At 67.1% G+C, this 17,475-nt stretch carries 6 protein-coding genes, 1 tRNA gene and 2 rRNA genes (1 of these 9 only partly in view); 8 read left to right on the plus strand and 1 reads right to left on the minus strand.

Annotated features, from left to right (window positions below):
* The 4 genes from QOL88_RS29150 to QOL88_RS29165 all read left to right on the plus strand — a co-directional run.
* Positions 1-2,666 (plus strand): 23S ribosomal RNA (locus tag QOL88_RS29150) (it extends 455 nt beyond the left edge of the window).
* 96 nt (positions 2,667-2,762) lie between these two features.
* A 5S ribosomal RNA gene (rrf, locus tag QOL88_RS29155) occupies positions 2,763-2,879 on the plus strand.
* 114 nt (positions 2,880-2,993) lie between these two features.
* Entirely contained in the window at positions 2,994-3,656 is a 663-nt protein-coding gene (locus QOL88_RS29160) for a DegT/DnrJ/EryC1/StrS family aminotransferase (protein ID WP_097221255.1), read from the plus strand.
* Between the two features lie 74 nt (positions 3,657-3,730).
* A tRNA-Thr gene (locus QOL88_RS29165) sits at positions 3,731-3,803 on the plus strand.
* Between the two features lie 48 nt (positions 3,804-3,851).
* On the opposite strand, the gene QOL88_RS29170 is transcribed toward QOL88_RS29165, so the two are convergent.
* A complete protein-coding gene (locus QOL88_RS29170) occupies positions 3,852-6,605 on the minus strand; it encodes a SpoIIE family protein phosphatase (RefSeq protein ID WP_097221257.1) in 2,754 nt (917 codons plus the stop codon).
* 378 nt (positions 6,606-6,983) lie between these two features.
* Between QOL88_RS29170 and QOL88_RS29175 the strand changes: the two genes are divergently transcribed.
* From QOL88_RS29175 to QOL88_RS29190, 4 genes are all read left to right on the plus strand, one after another.
* Entirely contained in the window at positions 6,984-12,455 is a 5,472-nt protein-coding gene (locus QOL88_RS29175) for a HAMP domain-containing protein (protein WP_097221260.1), read from the plus strand.
* Between the two features lie 307 nt (positions 12,456-12,762).
* Positions 12,763-13,443, plus strand: coding sequence for a response regulator (locus QOL88_RS29180; protein WP_097221262.1), 681 nt, complete (start codon positions 12,763-12,765; stop codon positions 13,441-13,443).
* 127 nt (positions 13,444-13,570) lie between these two features.
* Complete coding sequence (locus QOL88_RS29185; RefSeq protein WP_179878993.1) at positions 13,571-16,339, plus strand: DNA translocase FtsK; 2,769 nt, start codon at positions 13,571-13,573, stop codon at positions 16,337-16,339.
* 263 nt (positions 16,340-16,602) lie between these two features.
* Positions 16,603-17,448, plus strand: a complete 846-nt coding sequence (locus QOL88_RS29190; RefSeq protein WP_097221265.1) for a helix-turn-helix domain-containing protein — start codon at positions 16,603-16,605, stop codon at positions 17,446-17,448.
* Positions 17,449-17,475 lie beyond the last annotated feature (27 nt).

Raw genomic sequence — 17,475 nt, forward strand, 5'->3', positions numbered from 1 at the left:
CCAAGTAGCACGGGGCCCGAGAAATCCCGTGTGAATCTGGCGGGACCACCCGCTAAGCCTAAATATTCCCTGGTGACCGATAGCGGATAGTACCGTGAGGGAATGGTGAAAAGTACCCCGGGAGGGGAGTGAAATAGTACCTGAAACCGTGTGCCTACAAGCCGTGGGAGCGTCGGAATGAAGCTTGCTTCATTCTCGTGACTGCGTGCCTTTTGAAGAATGAGCCTGCGAGTTTGCGGTGTGTTGCGAGGTTAACCCGTGTGGGGAAGCCGTAGCGAAAGCGAGTCCGAATAGGGCGTTTCAGTAGCACGCTCAAGACCCGAAGCGGAGTGATCTAGCCATGGGCAGGTTGAAGCGGAGGTAAGACTTCGTGGAGGACCGAACCCACCAGGGTTGAAAACCTGGGGGATGACCTGTGGTTAGGGGTGAAAGGCCAATCAAACTCCGTGATAGCTGGTTCTCCCCGAAATGCATTTAGGTGCAGCGTCGTGTGTTTCTTGCCGGAGGTAGAGCACTGGATAGGCGATGGGCCCTACCGGGTTACTGACCTTAGCCAAACTCCGAATGCCGGTAAGTGAGAGCGCGGCAGTGAGACTGTGGGGGATAAGCTCCATGGTCGAGAGGGAAACAGCCCAGAGCATCGACTAAGGCCCCTAAGCGTACGCTAAGTGGGAAAGGATGTGGAGTCGCAGAGACAACCAGGAGGTTGGCTTAGAAGCAGCCACCCTTGAAAGAGTGCGTAATAGCTCACTGGTCTAGTGATTCCGCGCCGACAATGTAGCGGGGCTCAAGCGTACCGCCGAAGTCGTGTCATTGCGATATATACCCCCAACGGGGATCGTGATGGGTAGGGGAGCGTCGTGTGCCGGGTGAAGCAGCCGCGGAAGCGAGTTGTGGACGGTTCACGAGTGAGAATGCAGGCATGAGTAGCGATACACACGTGAGAAACGTGTGCGCCGATTGACTAAGGGTTCCTGGGTCAAGCTGATCTGCCCAGGGTAAGTCGGGACCTAAGGCGAGGCCGACAGGCGTAGTCGATGGATAACCGGTTGATATTCCGGTACCCGCTGTGAAGCGTCAAACATCGAGCATCGTGATGCTAAGGCCGTGAAGCCGTTCCGGACCCTTCGGGGAAAGGAAAGTGGTGGAGCCGCCGGACCAAGCGGTTAGTAGGTGAGTGATGGGGTGACGCAGGAAGGTAGTCCATCCCGGGCGGTGGTTGTCCCGGGGTAAGGGTGTAGGCCGTGATCCAGGCAAATCCGGATCACATAAGGCTGAGACCTGATGCCGAGCCGATTGTGGTGAAGTGGATGATCCTATGCTGTCGAGAAAAGCCTCTAGCGAGTTTCATGGCGGCCCGTACCCTAAACCGACTCAGGTGGTCAGGTAGAGAATACCGAGGCGTTCGGGTGAACTATGGTTAAGGAACTCGGCAAAATGCCCCCGTAACTTCGGGAGAAGGGGGGCCACACCTGGTGAGAACACTTGCTGTTCGAGCTGGGGGTGGCCGCAGAGACCAGCGAGAAGCGACTGTTTACTAAAAACACAGGTCCGTGCGAAGCCGTAAGGCGATGTATACGGACTGACGCCTGCCCGGTGCTGGAACGTTAAGGGGACCGGTTAGCTCCATTTCGGTGGGGCGAAGCTGAGAACTTAAGCGCCAGTAAACGGCGGTGGTAACTATAACCATCCTAAGGTAGCGAAATTCCTTGTCGGGTAAGTTCCGACCTGCACGAATGGCGTAACGACTTCTCGACTGTCTCAACCATAGGCCCGGTGAAATTGCACTACGAGTAAAGATGCTCGTTTCGCGCAGCAGGACGGAAAGACCCCGGGACCTTTACTACAGTTTGATATTGGTGTTCGGTTCGGCTTGTGTAGGATAGCTGGGAGACTGTGAACTCTGGACGCCAGTTCAGGGGGAGTCGTCGTTGAAATACCAGTCTGGTCGTGCTGGATGTCTAACCTGGGTCCGTGATCCGGATCAGGGACAGTGTCTGATGGGTAGTTTAACTGGGGCGGTTGCCTCCTAAAGAGTAACGGAGGCGCCCAAAGGTTCCCTCAGCCTGGTTGGCAATCAGGTGTTGAGTGTAAGTGCACAAGGGAGCTTGACTGTGAGACCGACGGGTCGAGCAGGGACGAAAGTCGGGACTAGTGATCCGGCGGTGGCTTGTGGAAGCGCCGTCGCTCAACGGATAAAAGGTACCCCGGGGATAACAGGCTGATCTTCCCCAAGAGTCCATATCGACGGGATGGTTTGGCACCTCGATGTCGGCTCGTCGCATCCTGGGGCTGGAGTCGGTCCCAAGGGTTGGGCTGTTCGCCCATTAAAGCGGTACGCGAGCTGGGTTTAGAACGTCGTGAGACAGTTCGGTCCCTATCCGCTGTGCGCGTAGGAATATTGAGAAGGGCTGTCCCTAGTACGAGAGGACCGGGACGGACGAACCTCTGGTGTGCCAGTTGTTCTGCCAAGGGCATGGCTGGTTGGCTACGTTCGGGAGGGATAACCGCTGAAAGCATCTAAGCGGGAAGCCTGCTTCGAGATGAGTATTCCCACCTCCTTGAGAGGGTAAGGCTCCCAGTAGACGACTGGGTTGATAGGCCGGATATGGAAGCACGGTAACGTGTGGAGTTGACCGGTACTAATAGGCCGAGGGCTTGTCCTCAGTTGCTCGCGTCCACTGTGTTGGTTCTGAAACCACGAACGGCCCCATGCCATCGTTGATGGTGTGGTGCGGCATTGTTCGACAGTTTCATAGTGTTTCGGTGGTTATAGCGTAGGGGAAACGCCCGGTTACATTCCGAACCCGGAAGCTAAGCCTTACAGCGCCGATGGTACTGCAGGGGGGACCCTGTGGGAGAGTAGGACGCCGCCGAACAATCATTGAAAGGGTTGGTCCCGAAACTTCGGTTTCGGGACCAACCCTTTTTTGTTGTGCGTCACTTGAAGTTCACGTTGCGCAACGAGCATCCAGAGCATGGGTACTGCTGCAATGCTCAGGGCCGCCGGTGTCGGACTCGGTGACGAGGTCGTCGTGCCGGCCTTCGGGAACGTCGAGGTCGCCGAGGCCGTGGCCATGGCCGGGGCTCTGCCGGTGTTCGCCGACATAGACCCCGCCACCTACTGCCTCGACCCCGCTGCCGTGGAAGCGGCGGTCAGCTCGCGGACCGCTGGTGTGGTGGTCGTACACCGCTTCGGCCGGCTCGCCGACATCGCGCGGCTGCACGCCGTGGGTCAGCGGCACGGACTGCTGGTGCTGGAACAGGGAGAGTCCGAGGCGCCGTACGACGAGATAGCCCAGCGCCGGGAGCGCGCGGCCTATCTCGACATGAAGCTGAGGGGTGTGCGGACGCCGGACGACGGTGACGGGCACACCTATCAGCAGTACGTCGTGCGGGTTCCGGGCAATGGGCGACCCGATCGGGATGCCTTCGCGCGGGCCGTGCGTGCGAAGGGAGTTGGGTGCCGGGTGCCGGTGAAGACGCCCGTGCACCGGCTGCCCGAATTCCGGCGGTGTGTTTCGCTTCCGGAGACCCAGCGGGCTTCGGACGAGACGCTCGCGCTGCCCGTGGACGCGTCTTTGACCAAGCGGGACATGCAGCGGATCGTGTCCGCCTGTAATGCCCTCGGAGGGCTTCTCCAGCCCGCCTTCTGACGTGGTTGGGAGCACGGGTCTGTTCGGGGTATGATCTATTCCGTTGCCGCGGGGGAGACCTCACAAAGCAACAGGCCCCTATAGCTCAGTCGGTAGAGCGTCTCCATGGTAAGGAGAAGGTCAGCGGTTCGATTCCGCTTGGGGGCTCACATCGAAAAGGCCCCACCCTCACGGGTGGGGCCTTTTCGCGTTCTCCTAGTCCTTGTGGAGACCCGGGACGCGCATCGCCAGGATCGCCATGTCGTCCGAAGGGGCGTCCGACGCGAAGCGTTCCACCGCACGCATGATGCGGGCCGCGACCGCCCCGGCCGTGAGGCCCGTGCAGGTCGTGAGGACGTCGGCGAGGCCGTCGTCGCCGAGCATCCGGGCGCCCTCCCGGCGTTCGGTGACGCCGTCCGTGACGCACAGCAGGACATCGCCCGGGTCGAGGGTGACGGTCTGCTCGTAGAGCTCCAGGTCCTCGATGACGCCGAGGAGGGGCTGGGGCTCCGCGGCCGGTTCGACCGAGCCGTCCTGACGCAGGCGCAGCGGGAGCGGATGGCCGGCGCAGACCACCTTCAGTTCCGCGCTGCCGTCCTCCTGCGGGCGCATCTCGCCGTAGAGGAGGGTGAGGAAGCGGCTGCGGGCGCCTTCGTCGAGGATCGCGGAGTTGAGGCGCTCCAGGACTGCCGGGCCGCTGAGGCCCTCGCGGGCCAGGAGGCGCAGGGCGTGGCGGGCCAGGCCCGTGACCGCTGCCGCGTTCGGGCCCGTGCCGCAGACGTCGCCGATGGCGAAACCGTAGGCGCCGTCGCGGATGGGGAAGACGTCGTAGAAGTCTCCGCCGACCTCGTTGCCCTCGCCGGCCGCGCGGTAGATGACCTCGACTTCGACGCCGTCGATCAGCGGCAGCTCCGGTGGCAGGAGGCTGCGCTGGAGGGCCTGGCTGATCGCCGTGCGCTCCGAGTAGAGGCGGGCGTTGTCCAGGGCCAGGGCCGCTCGGCGGGAGAGGTCCTCGGCGAGTTCCAGAATCTCCTGGCGGAAGTGCTCGTCGGTGGGCTTGCCGAGGGTGAGCATGCCGATGACACGGTTGCGGGCGACCAGCGGGAGGACCACGGTCTCGCCACCGACGGCGGAGGCGGTCGCCAGGGTGGGGCCGATGCCGGGGGTGACCTGGCGGGTCTGGCTGCCACTGAGACCGAGGCTGCGCATGGAGCTGCGCAGGGCCGCCTGGTGGGCCATCTCGCCGGGGGCCGACCAGACGCGGGCTCCGGGGGTGGGGACCGGGTCGGGCGGGGCGATCTTCGACAGCAGGGACTTGATGCCGTCGATGAGTTCCTCGTCCTCGTGCAGGACGTACGACAGGTATGGCTCCGAGGCCTGGTGGGCGATGGTGTAGACGGCGCACCACGTGGCGAGGGTGGGGACCGTCATCTGGGCCATTAGGGCCAGGGTCTGGTCGCGGTCGAGGGTGCCTGCGAGCAGGTCGGAGGCCTCCACCAGGAAGTTCAGGGAGCCGCGGCGCAGGCGTTCCAGTTCGCCGAGCCGGGCCGATTCGACGGCGAGTGCGATGCGGTCGGCGGCGAACTGGAGGCGCAGGGCCTCTTCGTTGGAGTATCTGCCGGGCGCCTCGGCGGCGACGCCGAGGGAACCGGTGAGGCGGCCTTCCACCTTCAGCGGGACCGTGACGATCGAGCGCATGCCCGTGCCGTTCAGCAGCGGTACCGCGCCGGGGACCGCCGTCAGATCGTCGTGGACGGTCGGCATGCGGGCCGAACCGTAGCGGCCGGGGCCTGCCTCGACGGGGACGCGTGCGAAGCGCTGGCGGGCCGAGGGCAGGCCCGTGGAGGCACGGACCTCCAGCTCCGTCTCGTCGTCGGTCGCCAGCAGGAGGAACGCCGAGTCGCCGTCGAGCATGTCGCGGGCGCGCTCCACCGTGCGCTGGAGGAGGCCGTCGAGGTCGTCCGGGGCGGGGTAGCCGATGAACACCTCGAAGGGGTCCGTGTTCTGCCCCTCGGAGCGGGTGGAGGTGTCGGAGGCGGGGACGCGCAGGGGTGTCTGCAGAACGGCCCGTTCGTGGTCCCGTACGAGGAGGCAGACGGTTGACGGTTCGCCGCCGGTGTCGCGGACGCGCAGGTGGGAGGCGTAGACGGGGGTGACGCGGCCGGTGGCGGTGCGGATGCCGTAGCTGCCCTCCCAGCGGGAGAGGCGGAGGGCCTCGGCGATGCCGGTGCTGGTGCCGGGGGTGTGCGGCCAGGCGGCGAGGTCGGGGAGGGGCTTGCCGGTGACCTGCTCGGCCGGGTAGCCGAAGAGTTCCTCGGCGTCCTCGTTCCAGGCGGTGATGTGGCCGGTGCGGTCGATCTGGATGACGGCCACGCGGACCCGGCCGTCGGCGAGGGGGAGGAGCTCTGAGGGGAGGGCCGGTCCGGCCGCTCGGGTGCCCACCGCGCGTGCGGGCAGGTCCAGCTGGAACCAGACGGTCTTGTGGGTGGGGGTGTACTCGACGCCCCAGCGGCCGGCGAGGGCCGCGCACAACTGGAGGCCCCGGCCGCCCTCGCGGTCGGGGTTGCCCATGTTGCTGGCGGTGCCCTGGAGGGGGATCTCGCGTTCGGGGTAGCGGTCGGCCACCTCGATGCGCGCGCCCTCGTCGCTGCGCAGGCACAGCACGTCGGCGGAGGTGCCGGCGTGGACGACGGCGTTGGTCACGAGTTCGCTGGTGAGAACGACGGCGTCATCGACGATGTCGGCGAAGCCCCAGCCCTGGAGGGTGTCTCGAACGAAGGAGCGGGCGCTCGCGACCGATCGGCCGACGGGCTCGAAACTGGCGGCCGCGCGCGCGGTGATCACAGAACTCCTCGACCGGTTCTCGACGTGCTGGGCTGCGTGGCCGACCGGCTCGCACCGCTGTTGCGGCAGGGCGCCCGTCGGCCGGGGGTCCGGGGGCTGTCCCCCCGGGATCAGTCCGGTGGTCATGTGTGCGGCCGCCCCTCCGATGCCCGCTCGTCTTCGTGCCACCGCCCAGGCCGGACGGACCGGCGCGGCTGGACAGCCGGATGCAAGGTTACTTACCTTCGCGGTCCATGCGGATGCCGGTCTGCAGTGTTTCCGTCCGGAGGGTGTGCGGACGATGTGCGAAGCTGCCGAACTGTTATGGCCTGGTTCGGCCAGGGTGAAACACTGGGCAAGCTTCCTGTGAAGGTCCGGGCGGGCCGTGTGCCCGATGCCGACCTTGGGCAGCAGCCCCCTGGAGACGGCCTGGTATGCAGGGCAGAGAATACGCAGTAGTAACTGGTACGCCGAGCGTGGTACCCGAGCACAGCAGTGACGGTCGACCCCTGCGGGAGGGACACAGTGGAGTCTGGCGCAGCGACGCGTGGCAAGAAGGCGCGCGCGAAAGGCGGACAGTCCCCGATCAACCAGGGCAAGGTGCGTAGTGGCACGACCGAGGTGGACACGGCGGCCCTGAACCGGCTGATGGCGGCCCTGGTGTCGATGCGGGACGGGAACTTCCGCAAGCGGCTGACGGTGTCCGGTGACGGCGTGATGGCCGAGATCGCGGCGGTCTTCAACGAGGTGGCCGACCGCAATCTGCATCTGACGGGTGAGCTGTCGCGGGTGCGGCGGATGGTGGGCCGCGAGGGCAAGCTCACCGAGCGGTTGGAGACGGGTGCCTGTGAGGGCTCCTGGGCGACGGCGATCGACAACTCGAACGCCCTGGTGGACGACCTGGTGCGGCCGGTTTCCGAGGTCGGCCGGGTGCTGTCCGCGGTGGCGGAGGGTGATCTGTCGCCGCGGATGGAGCTGCGGACGCAGGTGCCGGACGGCAACAGCCAGCCGCTGCGGGGTGAGTTCCTCAAGGTCGGGCGGACCGTCAACAACCTGGTCGACCAGCTGTCGACGTTCACCGACGAGGTCACGCGTGTGGCCAGTGAGGTGGGCACCGAGGGCAAGCTGGGCGGGCAGGCCCGTGTGCGGGGCATGTCGGGTTCGTGGCGGGACCTGACGGACTCCGTCAACACGATGGCGTACCGGCTGACTGCCCAGGTGAGGGACATCGCGCTGGTGACGACGGCCGTCGCCAAGGGTGATCTGTCCCGGAAGGTCACCGTTCAGGTGGCCGGCGAGATGCTGGAGCTGAAGAACACCGTCAACACGATGGTGGACCAGCTGTCGGCGTTCTCCTCCGAGGTGACCCGGGTGGCCCGTGAGGTGGGCACGGAGGGCGCGCTGGGCGGTCAGGCGCAGGTGCCCGGGGTCGACGGTGTGTGGAAGGAACTCACCGATTCGGTGAACACCATGGCCGGGAACCTCACGGCCCAGGTGCGCGGGATCGCGGAGGTGACGACCGCGGTCGCCAACGGTGACCTGTCGCGGAAGGTGACCGTGCCGGCGCGGGGCGAGGTCGCGCAGCTCGCCGAGACGATCAACCAGATGACCGAGACGCTGCGGATCTTCGCTGACGAGGTCACGCGGGTGGCCAACGAGGTCGGGGCCGAGGGACGTCTCGGCGGCCAGGCGAACGTGCCGGGCGCCGCGGGGACGTGGAAAGATCTCACCGATTCGGTGAACACGGTCTTCCGGAATCTGACCACTCAGGTGCGGGACATCGCCGCGGTGACGACGGCGGTGGCCAACGGCGACCTCTCGCAGAAGGTCACGGTCGACGTGGCCGGCGAGATGCTGGAGCTGAAGAACACCGTCAACACGATGGTGGACCAGCTGTCCGCCTTCGGTGCCGAAGTGACGCGTGTGGCGCGGGAGATCGGTGTCGAGGGTGAGCTGGGCGGCCAGGCGCAGGTGCCCGGCGCGGCGGGAACGTGGAAGGACCTGACGGACTCCGTCAACACGGCGTTCCGGAACCTCACCGGTCAGGTGAGGAACATCGCCCAGGTGACGACGGCGGTGGCCAACGGCGACCTCTCGCAGAAGGTCACCGTCGACGTCTCCGGCGAGATGCTCAAGCTGAAGAACACCGTGAACACGATGGTGGACCAGCTGTCGAGCTTCGCCGACCAGGTGACGCGGATGGCCCGGGACGTGGGCACGGAGGGCCGCCTGGGCGGTCAGGCCCGGGTGGACGGTGTCTCGGGCACCTGGAAGGAGCTCACCGACTCCGTCAACTCGATGGCCGGGAACCTCACTTCCCAGGTGCGCAACATCGCGCAGGTGACGACGGCCGTGGCCCGGGGTGACCTGTCCCAGAAGATCGACGTCGACGCGCGCGGCGAGATCCTGGAGCTGAAGAACACCATCAACACGATGGTCGACCAGCTCTCGGCCTTCGCCGACCAGGTGACCCGGGTCGCGCGCGAGGTGGGTACGGACGGCCGGCTGGGCGGTCAGGCGCAGGTGCCGGGCGTGGCCGGTGTGTGGCGTGACCTGACGGACTCCGTGAACGGCATGGCGTCCAACCTGACCGGTCAGGTGCGCAACATCGCCCAGGTGGCGACGGCGGTGGCCCGGGGTGACCTGTCCCAGAAGATCACCGTGGACGCGCGCGGGGAGATCCTGGAGCTGAAGAACACCCTGAACACGATGGTGGATCAGCTGTCGTCGTTCGCCGAAGAGGTCACGCGTGTGGCCCGCGAGGTGGGTACGGAAGGCATCCTGGGCGGTCAGGCCGAGGTGCAGGGCGTCTCCGGCACCTGGAAGGACCTCACCCAGTCGGTGAACGGCATGGCGAACAACCTGACCATTCAGGTGCGCAACATCGCCGAGGTCACGACAGCGGTGGCCCGGGGCGATCTGTCGAAGAAGATCACCGTCGACGCCAAGGGCGAGATCCTCGAGCTGGTCACGACGGTCAACACGATGGTGGACCAGCTGTCCTCCTTCGCCGAGCAGGTGACCCGGGTGGCCCGTGAGGTGGGTACCGAGGGCATCCTGGGCGGCCAGGCGCACGTGCCGGGTGTCACGGGCATCTGGAAGGACCTGAGCGACAACGTCAACCTGATGGCGAAGAACCTCACCACTCAGGTGCGGAACATCTCCCAGGTCTCGGCGGCGGTCGCCAACGGTGACCTGACGCGGCAGGTCACGATCGAGGCGCGCGGTGAGGTCGCGCAGCTCGCCGACACCATCAACACGATGGTGAAGACGCTGAGTTCGTTCGCCGAGCAGGTCACCAAGGTGGCCCGTGAGGTGGGCACGGACGGCATCCTCGGAGGTCAGGCGCACGTGCCCGGTGTGGCCGGCACGTGGAAGGACCTCACCGAGTCCGTGAACCAGATGGCGTCCAACCTGACCGGTCAGGTGCGCAACATCGCCATGGTGACCACGGCCATCGCCAAGGGTGACCTGACGAAGAAGATCGACATCGACGCGCGCGGCGAGATCCTGGAGCTGAAGACGACCATCAACACGATGGTCGACCAGCTGTCGTCCTTCGCGGAGGAGGTCACCCGGGTCGCCCGCGAGGTGGGCACGGAGGGGCAGCTCGGCGGCCAGGCACGCGTGCGTGACGTCGACGGCACCTGGCGGGACCTGACCGAGTCGGTGAACGAGATGGCCGGGAACCTGACCCGGCAGGTGCGTGCCATCGCGCGCGTGGCGACGGCGGTGACCCGTGGCGATCTGAACCTGAAGATCGACGTGGACGCGTCCGGGGAGATCCAGGAGCTCCAGGACTACATCAACAAGATGATCGCCAACCTGCGCGACACCACGATCGCCAACAAGGAGCAGGACTGGCTCAAGGGCAACCTGGCCCGCATCTCGGCGCTGATGCAGGGCCGCCGCGATCTGGAGGACGTGGCCTCGCTGATCATGAGCGAGCTGACGCCTGTGGTGTCCGCGCAGCACGGGGCGTTCTTCGTGGCGATGCCGCTCGTCGACGGCGAGGACGTGAGCGCCACGGACGAAGACCAGTACGAGCTGCGCATGCTCGGCAGTTACGGCTACTCGATGGGCTCCATGCCGACGTCGTTCCAGCCGGGCGAGGCGCTGGTCGGGACGGCTGCCGAGGAGAAGCGCACGATCCTGGTGGAGAACGCGCCTAGCGGCTATCTGAGGATCTCCTCGGGGCTCGGCGAGGCGCCGCCCGCGCAGGTGATCGTGCTGCCGGTGCTGTTCGAGGGCAGCGTGCTCGGCGTCATCGAGCTGGCGTCCTTCACGCCGTTCACGCAGATCCAGAAGGACTTCCTCAACCAGATCGCCGAGATGATCGCGACGAGCGTCAACACCATCTCCGTCAACACCAAGACCGAGCTGCTGCTGGCGCAGTCGCAGGAGCTGACCGAGCAACTGCGGGAGCGCTCGGCCGAGTTGGAGCAGCGGCAGAAGGCCCTCCAGGCGTCCAACGCCGAACTGGAGGAGAAGGCAGAGCTGCTGGCCCAGCAGAACCGCGACATCGAGGTGAAGAACACCGAGATCGAGGAGGCGCGGCAGGTCCTGGAGGAGCGCGCCGAGCAGCTCGCGGTGTCGATGCGCTACAAGAGCGAGTTCCTGGCGAACATGTCGCACGAGCTGCGTACGCCGCTCAACTCGCTGCTGATCCTGGCCAAGCTGCTCGCCGACAACGCCGAGGGGAACCTCTCCCCGAAGCAGGTCGAGTTCGCCGAGACGATCCACGGGGCCGGGTCCGACCTGCTCCAGCTCATCAACGACATCCTCGATCTGTCGAAGGTCGAGGCGGGCAAGATGGACGTCTCCCCGACGCGGATCGCGCTCGTCCAGCTCGTGGACTACGTGGAGGCCACCTTCCGGCCGCTGACCGCGGAGAAGGGCCTGGACCTGTCGGTGCGGGTCTCGCCGGAGCTGCCCGCGACCCTGCACACCGACGAGCAGCGGCTGCTGCAGGTGCTGCGCAACCTGCTGTCGAACGCGGTGAAGTTCACCGACTCGGGGTCGGTGGAGCTGGTCATCAGGCCGGCGCGGGACGACGTGCCGCAGAAGATCCGGGAGCAGTTGCTGGAGACCGGGTCGCTGACCGATCCGGACGCCGAGCTGATCGCGTTCTCCGTGACCGACACCGGGATCGGCATCGCGTCCAGCAAGATGCGGGTGATCTTCGAGGCGTTCAAGCAGGCCGACGGCACCACCAGCCGCAAGTACGGCGGTACGGGCCTCGGGCTGTCCATCTCGCGGGAGATCGCGCAGCTCCTCGGCGGTGAGATCTTCGCGCAGAGCGAGCCCAGCCGTGGCTCGACGTTCACGCTGTACCTGCCGCTGCACCCGAGCGAACTGCCGCCGCAGGGCTATCAGCAGCAGCTGCCCAGCCTGGAGGCCGGCGACCTGGTCGCGTCGAAGTCCGACCCGTCCGCGCCGGCGGACGCGGAGGTCGAGACGCCGGCCGAGGTGACGTCGTACCGCGAGACGCAGAACGGGCCCGCCGCCCTGTTCCGGCGGCGCCGCAGGATGCCCGAGCTGCCGCCGCAGCCCGCGCAGCTGGAGCAGTGGACCCCCGCCGAGCAGCAGCCGGCGCCGCGGCCGACCCGCGGCATCCGGTTCGGCGGCCAGAAGGTCCTGATCGTGGACGACGACATCCGCAACGTCTTCGCCCTGACCAGCGTCCTGGAGCAGCACGGCCTGTCCGTGCTGTACGCCGAGAACGGCCGTGAGGGGATCGAGGTCCTGGAGCAGCACGACGATGTGGCGGTCGTGCTGATGGACATCATGATGCCCGAGATGGACGGGTACGCGACGACCACGGCGATCCGCAGGATGCCGCAGTTCGCCGGGCTGCCGATCATCGCTCTGACCGCGAAGGCAATGAAGGGCGACCGTGAGAAGGCGATCGAATCGGGCGCTTCCGACTACGTGACCAAGCCGGTCGACCCCGATCACCTGCTGGCGGTGATGGATCAGTGGATGCGAGGGGAATGAGGGGAACGTCGGTCAGTTGCGCGACCATGACGGGAAGGTTCGGTGTTCACGCGGAGGTGCCGACTCGGTGTGCGCATAGTCGTGTAGAAGTACAAGATCTGGGGAACCTTCTGGTCTCCTGCTGCGTTTCTGCTATGTGCACAGTGACATCACGGTGACAGGGTGTGGTGACGGGCGGGGTGCGGCTACGATGACCGGCACAAGGACGGGCGACGCAAGGGAGTCGTCCCCTGGGGCGGCACCCACCGGTGCTTCCACAGGTCCTGCGGACAGGGGAGGCCCCACGCCGGGGCGAGGAGGGCGGGCCATGGTGCAGAAGGCCAAGATCCTCCTGGTCGATGACCGGCCGGAGAATCTGCTGGCGCTGGAGGCGATCCTCTCTGCGCTCGATCAGACGCTGGTGCGGGCATCGTCCGGGGAGGAAGCGCTCAAAGCGCTGCTCACGGACGACTTCGCGGTCATCCTGCTGGACGTCCAGATGCCGGGTATGGACGGCTTCGAGACGGCCGCGCACATCAAGCGCCGCGAGCGGACCCGGGACATCCCGATCATCTTCCTCACGGCGATCAACCACGGCCCGCATCACACCTTCCGGGGTTACGCGGCGGGCGCGGTGGACTACATCTCCAAGCCGTTCGACCCGTGGGTGCTGCGCGCGAAGGTCTCCGTCTTCGTCGAGCTGTACATGAAGAACTGCCAGCTCCGGGAGCAGGCGTCGCTGCTGCGGCTCCAGTTGGAGGGCAACGGCAAGGACGCGGGCGGCGAGGCCAAGGAGTCGGCCGGGCTGCTCGCGGAGCTCTCCGCGCGGCTCGCGGCCGTCGAGGAGCAGGCCGAAGCGCTGACCAAGCAGCTCAACGACGAGTCGACGGACGCCGCCGCGGTGGCCACGGCGGCTCATCTGGAGCGCAAGCTCACGGGGTTGCGGCGGGCGCTGGACGCGCTGGAGCCGGGCACCGGGAGCGCGTCTTCGGTGTCCTCGCAGAACTGACCCACGCACAGGCGGGATTGCCCGTCCGTGAGCGCGTGTCAGTTTCGTGCCTCTCCCGAAGCGACACGAACGGGTGAAGCCGTGGACACGCGTGTCCCCTGTCGTCTCCACCGGTAACCTCACACCCATGGCCTCACGTCCCTCCGCAGCCAAGAAGCCGCCGCCCCCGAAGAAGGCGGCCGCGAAGGCTCCGGCGAAGAAGGCCGCCGCCAAGAAGGCTCTCGCGAAGAAGGCGCCCGCCAGGAAGGCCGCGGCCAAGAAGGTCGCGCCCAGACCGGCACCCAGCCCCACCGGTGGCATCTACCGGCTGGTGCGCGCCGTGTGGCTCGGCGTGGCGCACGCGGTCGGCGCCGTGTTCCGCGGCATAGGGCAGGGCGCCAAGAACCTCGACCCGGCCCACCGCAAGGACGGTGTCGCCCTGCTCCTGCTCGGCATCGGACTGATCGTCGCCGCGGGTACCTGGGCCGACCTCAAGGGCCCCGTGGGCGACCTCGTCGAGATCCTGGTGACCGGCGCCTTCGGCCGGCTCGACCTGCTCGTGCCGATACTGCTCGCCGTCATCGGTGTGCGGTTCATCCGCCACCCGGAGAAGCCCGAGGCCAACGGACGCATCGTCATCGGTCTGTCCGCGCTCGTCATCGGCGTGCTCGGCCAGGTCCACATCGCGTGCGGCTCACCCGCGCGCGGCGACGGCATGCAGGCCATAAGGGACGCCGGCGGCCTCATCGGCTGGGGCATGGCGACGCCGCTGTCTTACGCCATGGGCGACGTGCTCGCCGTCCCGCTGCTGGTGCTGCTGACGGTGTTCGGGCTGCTCGTCGTCACGGCCACGCCGGTCAACGCCATCCCGCAGCGGCTGCGGCTGCTCGGGGTGCGTCTCGGGATCCTGCGCGACCCGGCCGAGGACGAGTTCGGTTTCGTCGAGGACGACGAGCGCTACGAGGAGCAGTGGCGCGAGGCGCTGCCCGCGCGCCCGCGTGGCAGGCGGGCGCCGGCGCCCGAGGCGTACGACCCGGACAGTGCCGAGGAGGAGGCGCTCACCCGGCGCCGTGGCCGCCCCCGCCGCTCGGCGGTGCCGCAGCCCGACATGGACCGGCGCAGGGATGCCGTGGACGTCGCGGCGGCGGCTGCGGCGGCCCTCGACGGTGCCGTGCTGCACGGCATGCCGCCGTCCCCGGTCGTCGCCGACCTCACCCAGGGCGTGCGGGTGGGGGACCAGGAGGCGACCACACCGACGCCCGTCCCCTCCGCCCGGCCGCAGCAGGAGAAGCTCAAGCAGGACAAGCTCAGGCAGGACAGGCCCGAGCAGGACGCGCCCGAATCCCCGAAGCCGAAGCCCGGTGTCCGCGACCTCACCAAGTCCCCGCCCGCCGAGCCCCGCGACCTGCCCGCGCGCGCGGAGCAGCTCCAGCTGTCCGGGGACATCACGTACTCCCTTCCGGCGCTCGACCTGCTGGAGCGCGGCGGCCCGGGCAAGTCCCGCAGCGCCGCCAACGACCTCATCGTCGAGTCGCTGACGACGGTCTTCACCGAGTTCAAGGTGGACGCCAGCGTCACCGGCTTCACGCGCGGGCCGACGGTCACGCGCTACGAGGTCGAGCTCGGCCCCGCCGTGAAGGTCGAGCGGATCACCGCGCTGACCAAGAACATCGCCTACGCCGTCGCCAGCCCGGACGTGCGGATCATCAGCCCGATCCCGGGCAAGTCCGCGGTCGGCATCGAGATCCCCAACACCGACCGGGAGATGGTCAACCTCGGCGACGTCCTGCGCCTCGCGGAGTCCGCCGAGGACGACGACCCGATGCTGGTCGCCTTCGGCAAGGACGTCGAGGGCGGCTACGTCATGCACTCGCTGGCGAAGATGCCGCACATGCTGGTCGCCGGCGCCACCGGCTCCGGCAAGTCGTCCTGCATCAACTGCCTGATCACCTCGGTCATGATGCGGGCGACCCCCGAGGACGTGCGGATGATCCTGGTCGACCCCAAGCGGGTCGAGCTGACCGCGTACGAGGGCATCCCGCACCTGATCACACCGATCATCACCAACCCCAAGCGGGCCGCCGAGGCACTCCAGTGGGTCGTCCGCGAGATGGACCTGCGCTACGACGACCTGGCGGCCTACGGCTACCGGCACATCGACGACTTCAACCGGGCCGTGCGCGAGGGCAAGGTCAAGCCGCCCGAGGGAAGCGAGCGCGAGCTCCAGCCGTACCCCTACCTGCTGGTCATCGTCGACGAGCTCGCCGACCTGATGATGGTCGCGCCGCGGGACGTCGAGGACGCGATCGTGCGGATCACGCAGCTCGCGCGCGCGGCCGGCATCCACCTGGTGCTCGCCACGCAGCGGCCGTCGGTGGACGTCGTCACCGGTCTGATCAAGGCGAACGTTCCGTCGCGGCTGGCGTTCGCCACGTCCTCGCTGGCCGACTCGCGGGTCATCCTCGACCAGCCAGGCGCTGAGAAGCTCATCGGCAAGGGCGACGGGCTGTTCCTGCCCATGGGGGCCAACAAGCCCACCCGTATGCAGGGCGCCTTCGTCACCGAGGAGGAGATCGCGGGCGTCGTCCGGCACTGCAAGGACCAGATGACGCCGGTCTTCCGGGACGACGTCGTCGTGGGCACCAAGCAGAAGAAGGAGATCGACGAGGACATCGGCGACGACCTCGACCTGCTGTGCCAGGCGGCCGAGCTGGTCGTCTCCACGCAGTTCGGGTCGACGTCCATGCTCCAGCGAAAGCTGCGCGTCGGCTTCGCCAAGGCCGGCCGGCTGATGGACCTGATGGAGTCCCGGAACATCGTCGGACCGAGCGAGGGTTCGAAGGCTCGTGACGTTCTTGTGAAGCCTGATGAGCTGGATGGCGTGCTCGCCCTGATCCGGGGGGAGTCTGAAGGGTAGGGAAGCGGGACACGGTGATCGTCTCGCGGCGCGTTACGGCAATCGGGTGTCCGGATCGTGACTCACCCGTAAGGGATCATCGAGCAACCGTTTCCCTTCGGCGTACGTCAAGTTGAGGGAAGCGACAACCAGCGACCCCACCATCGGAATGTCGGGCCATTCCGATGGCGTACAAAGTGACACCGCCCGGTTGCCCCACCCTTTTGGTACCCCCCTAGACTGAACTTCCAGCACAGGCGGCTACACGCTCGAAAGGCGCCCCCGTGTCCATCGGCAACTCCCCTGAAGACGAGCGTCCGTTCGAAAACGAGCACGTCGAAGCAGACCGCGAGGAAGCCCGCCCCTCCATCGGCCGTGCCCTGCAGCAGGCTCGTATCGCCGCTGGGCTGACCGTCGACGACGTCAGTAGCGCCACCCGGGTCCGCATGAACATCGTGCACGCCATCGAGGCGGACGACTTCTCCGCCTGCGGCGGGGACGTCTACGCCCGTGGGCACATCCGGACCCTGGCCAAGGCCGTCCACCTCGATCCCGAGCCGCTGATCGCCCAGTACGGCGACGAACACGGCGGGCGCCCGGCACCGACCCCGGCAGCTCCCCTCTTCGAGGCGGAACGCATCCGTCCGGAGCGGCGCGGCCCCAACTGGACCGCGGCCATGGTCGCGGCGATCGTCGCCGTGATCGGTTTCGTCGGCTTCACGATGTTCCAGGGCGACGACAGCGGCAACGAGGCGAACGTGGCCGAGGGCGCCACGCCCAGCGACTCCGCCTCCCCGACCACCAAGACCAAGAAGCCCGCCGACCCCAAGCCCGAGCCGTCCGACAGCGCCATCGCGGCCGCGCCGCAGGACAAGGTGACGGTCCGGGTGGCCGCCGCCGACGGCCGCAGCTGGATCGCCGCCAAGGACCACAACGGCCGGATGATCTTCGACGGCGTCCTCAAGCAGGGCGACACCAAGACCTTCCAGGACAGCTCGAAGGTCCAGCTCGTCCTCGGAGACGCCGGAGCGATCGACCTCTTCGTCAACGGCAAGAAGATCGAGGAGAACTTCCAGCCGGGGGCCGTCGAACGCCTGACGTACACCAAGGGTGACCCCGAAGCCGGGTGACCGGTCCGAAACGTCCAGTTGATACGG

This window comes from Streptomyces sp. Ag82_O1-12 (assembly GCF_900182715.1).
GTDB lineage: Bacteria > Actinomycetota > Actinomycetes > Streptomycetales > Streptomycetaceae > Streptomyces > Streptomyces massasporeus.

What these genes read in the sequence shown, in the direction of transcription:
- QOL88_RS29160 (WP_097221255.1), top strand. Translation starts at nt 2,994, where the DNA reads ATGCTCAGGGCCGCCGGTGTCGGACTCGGTGACGAGGTCGTCGTGCCG.
- QOL88_RS29170 (WP_097221257.1), bottom strand. Translation starts at nt 6,605, where the DNA reads ATGACCACCGGACTGATCCCGGGGGGACAGCCCCCGGACCCCCGGCCG.
- QOL88_RS29180 (WP_097221262.1), top strand. Translation starts at nt 12,763, where the DNA reads ATGGTGCAGAAGGCCAAGATCCTCCTGGTCGATGACCGGCCGGAGAAT.
- QOL88_RS29185 (WP_179878993.1), top strand. Translation starts at nt 13,571, where the DNA reads ATGGCCTCACGTCCCTCCGCAGCCAAGAAGCCGCCGCCCCCGAAGAAG.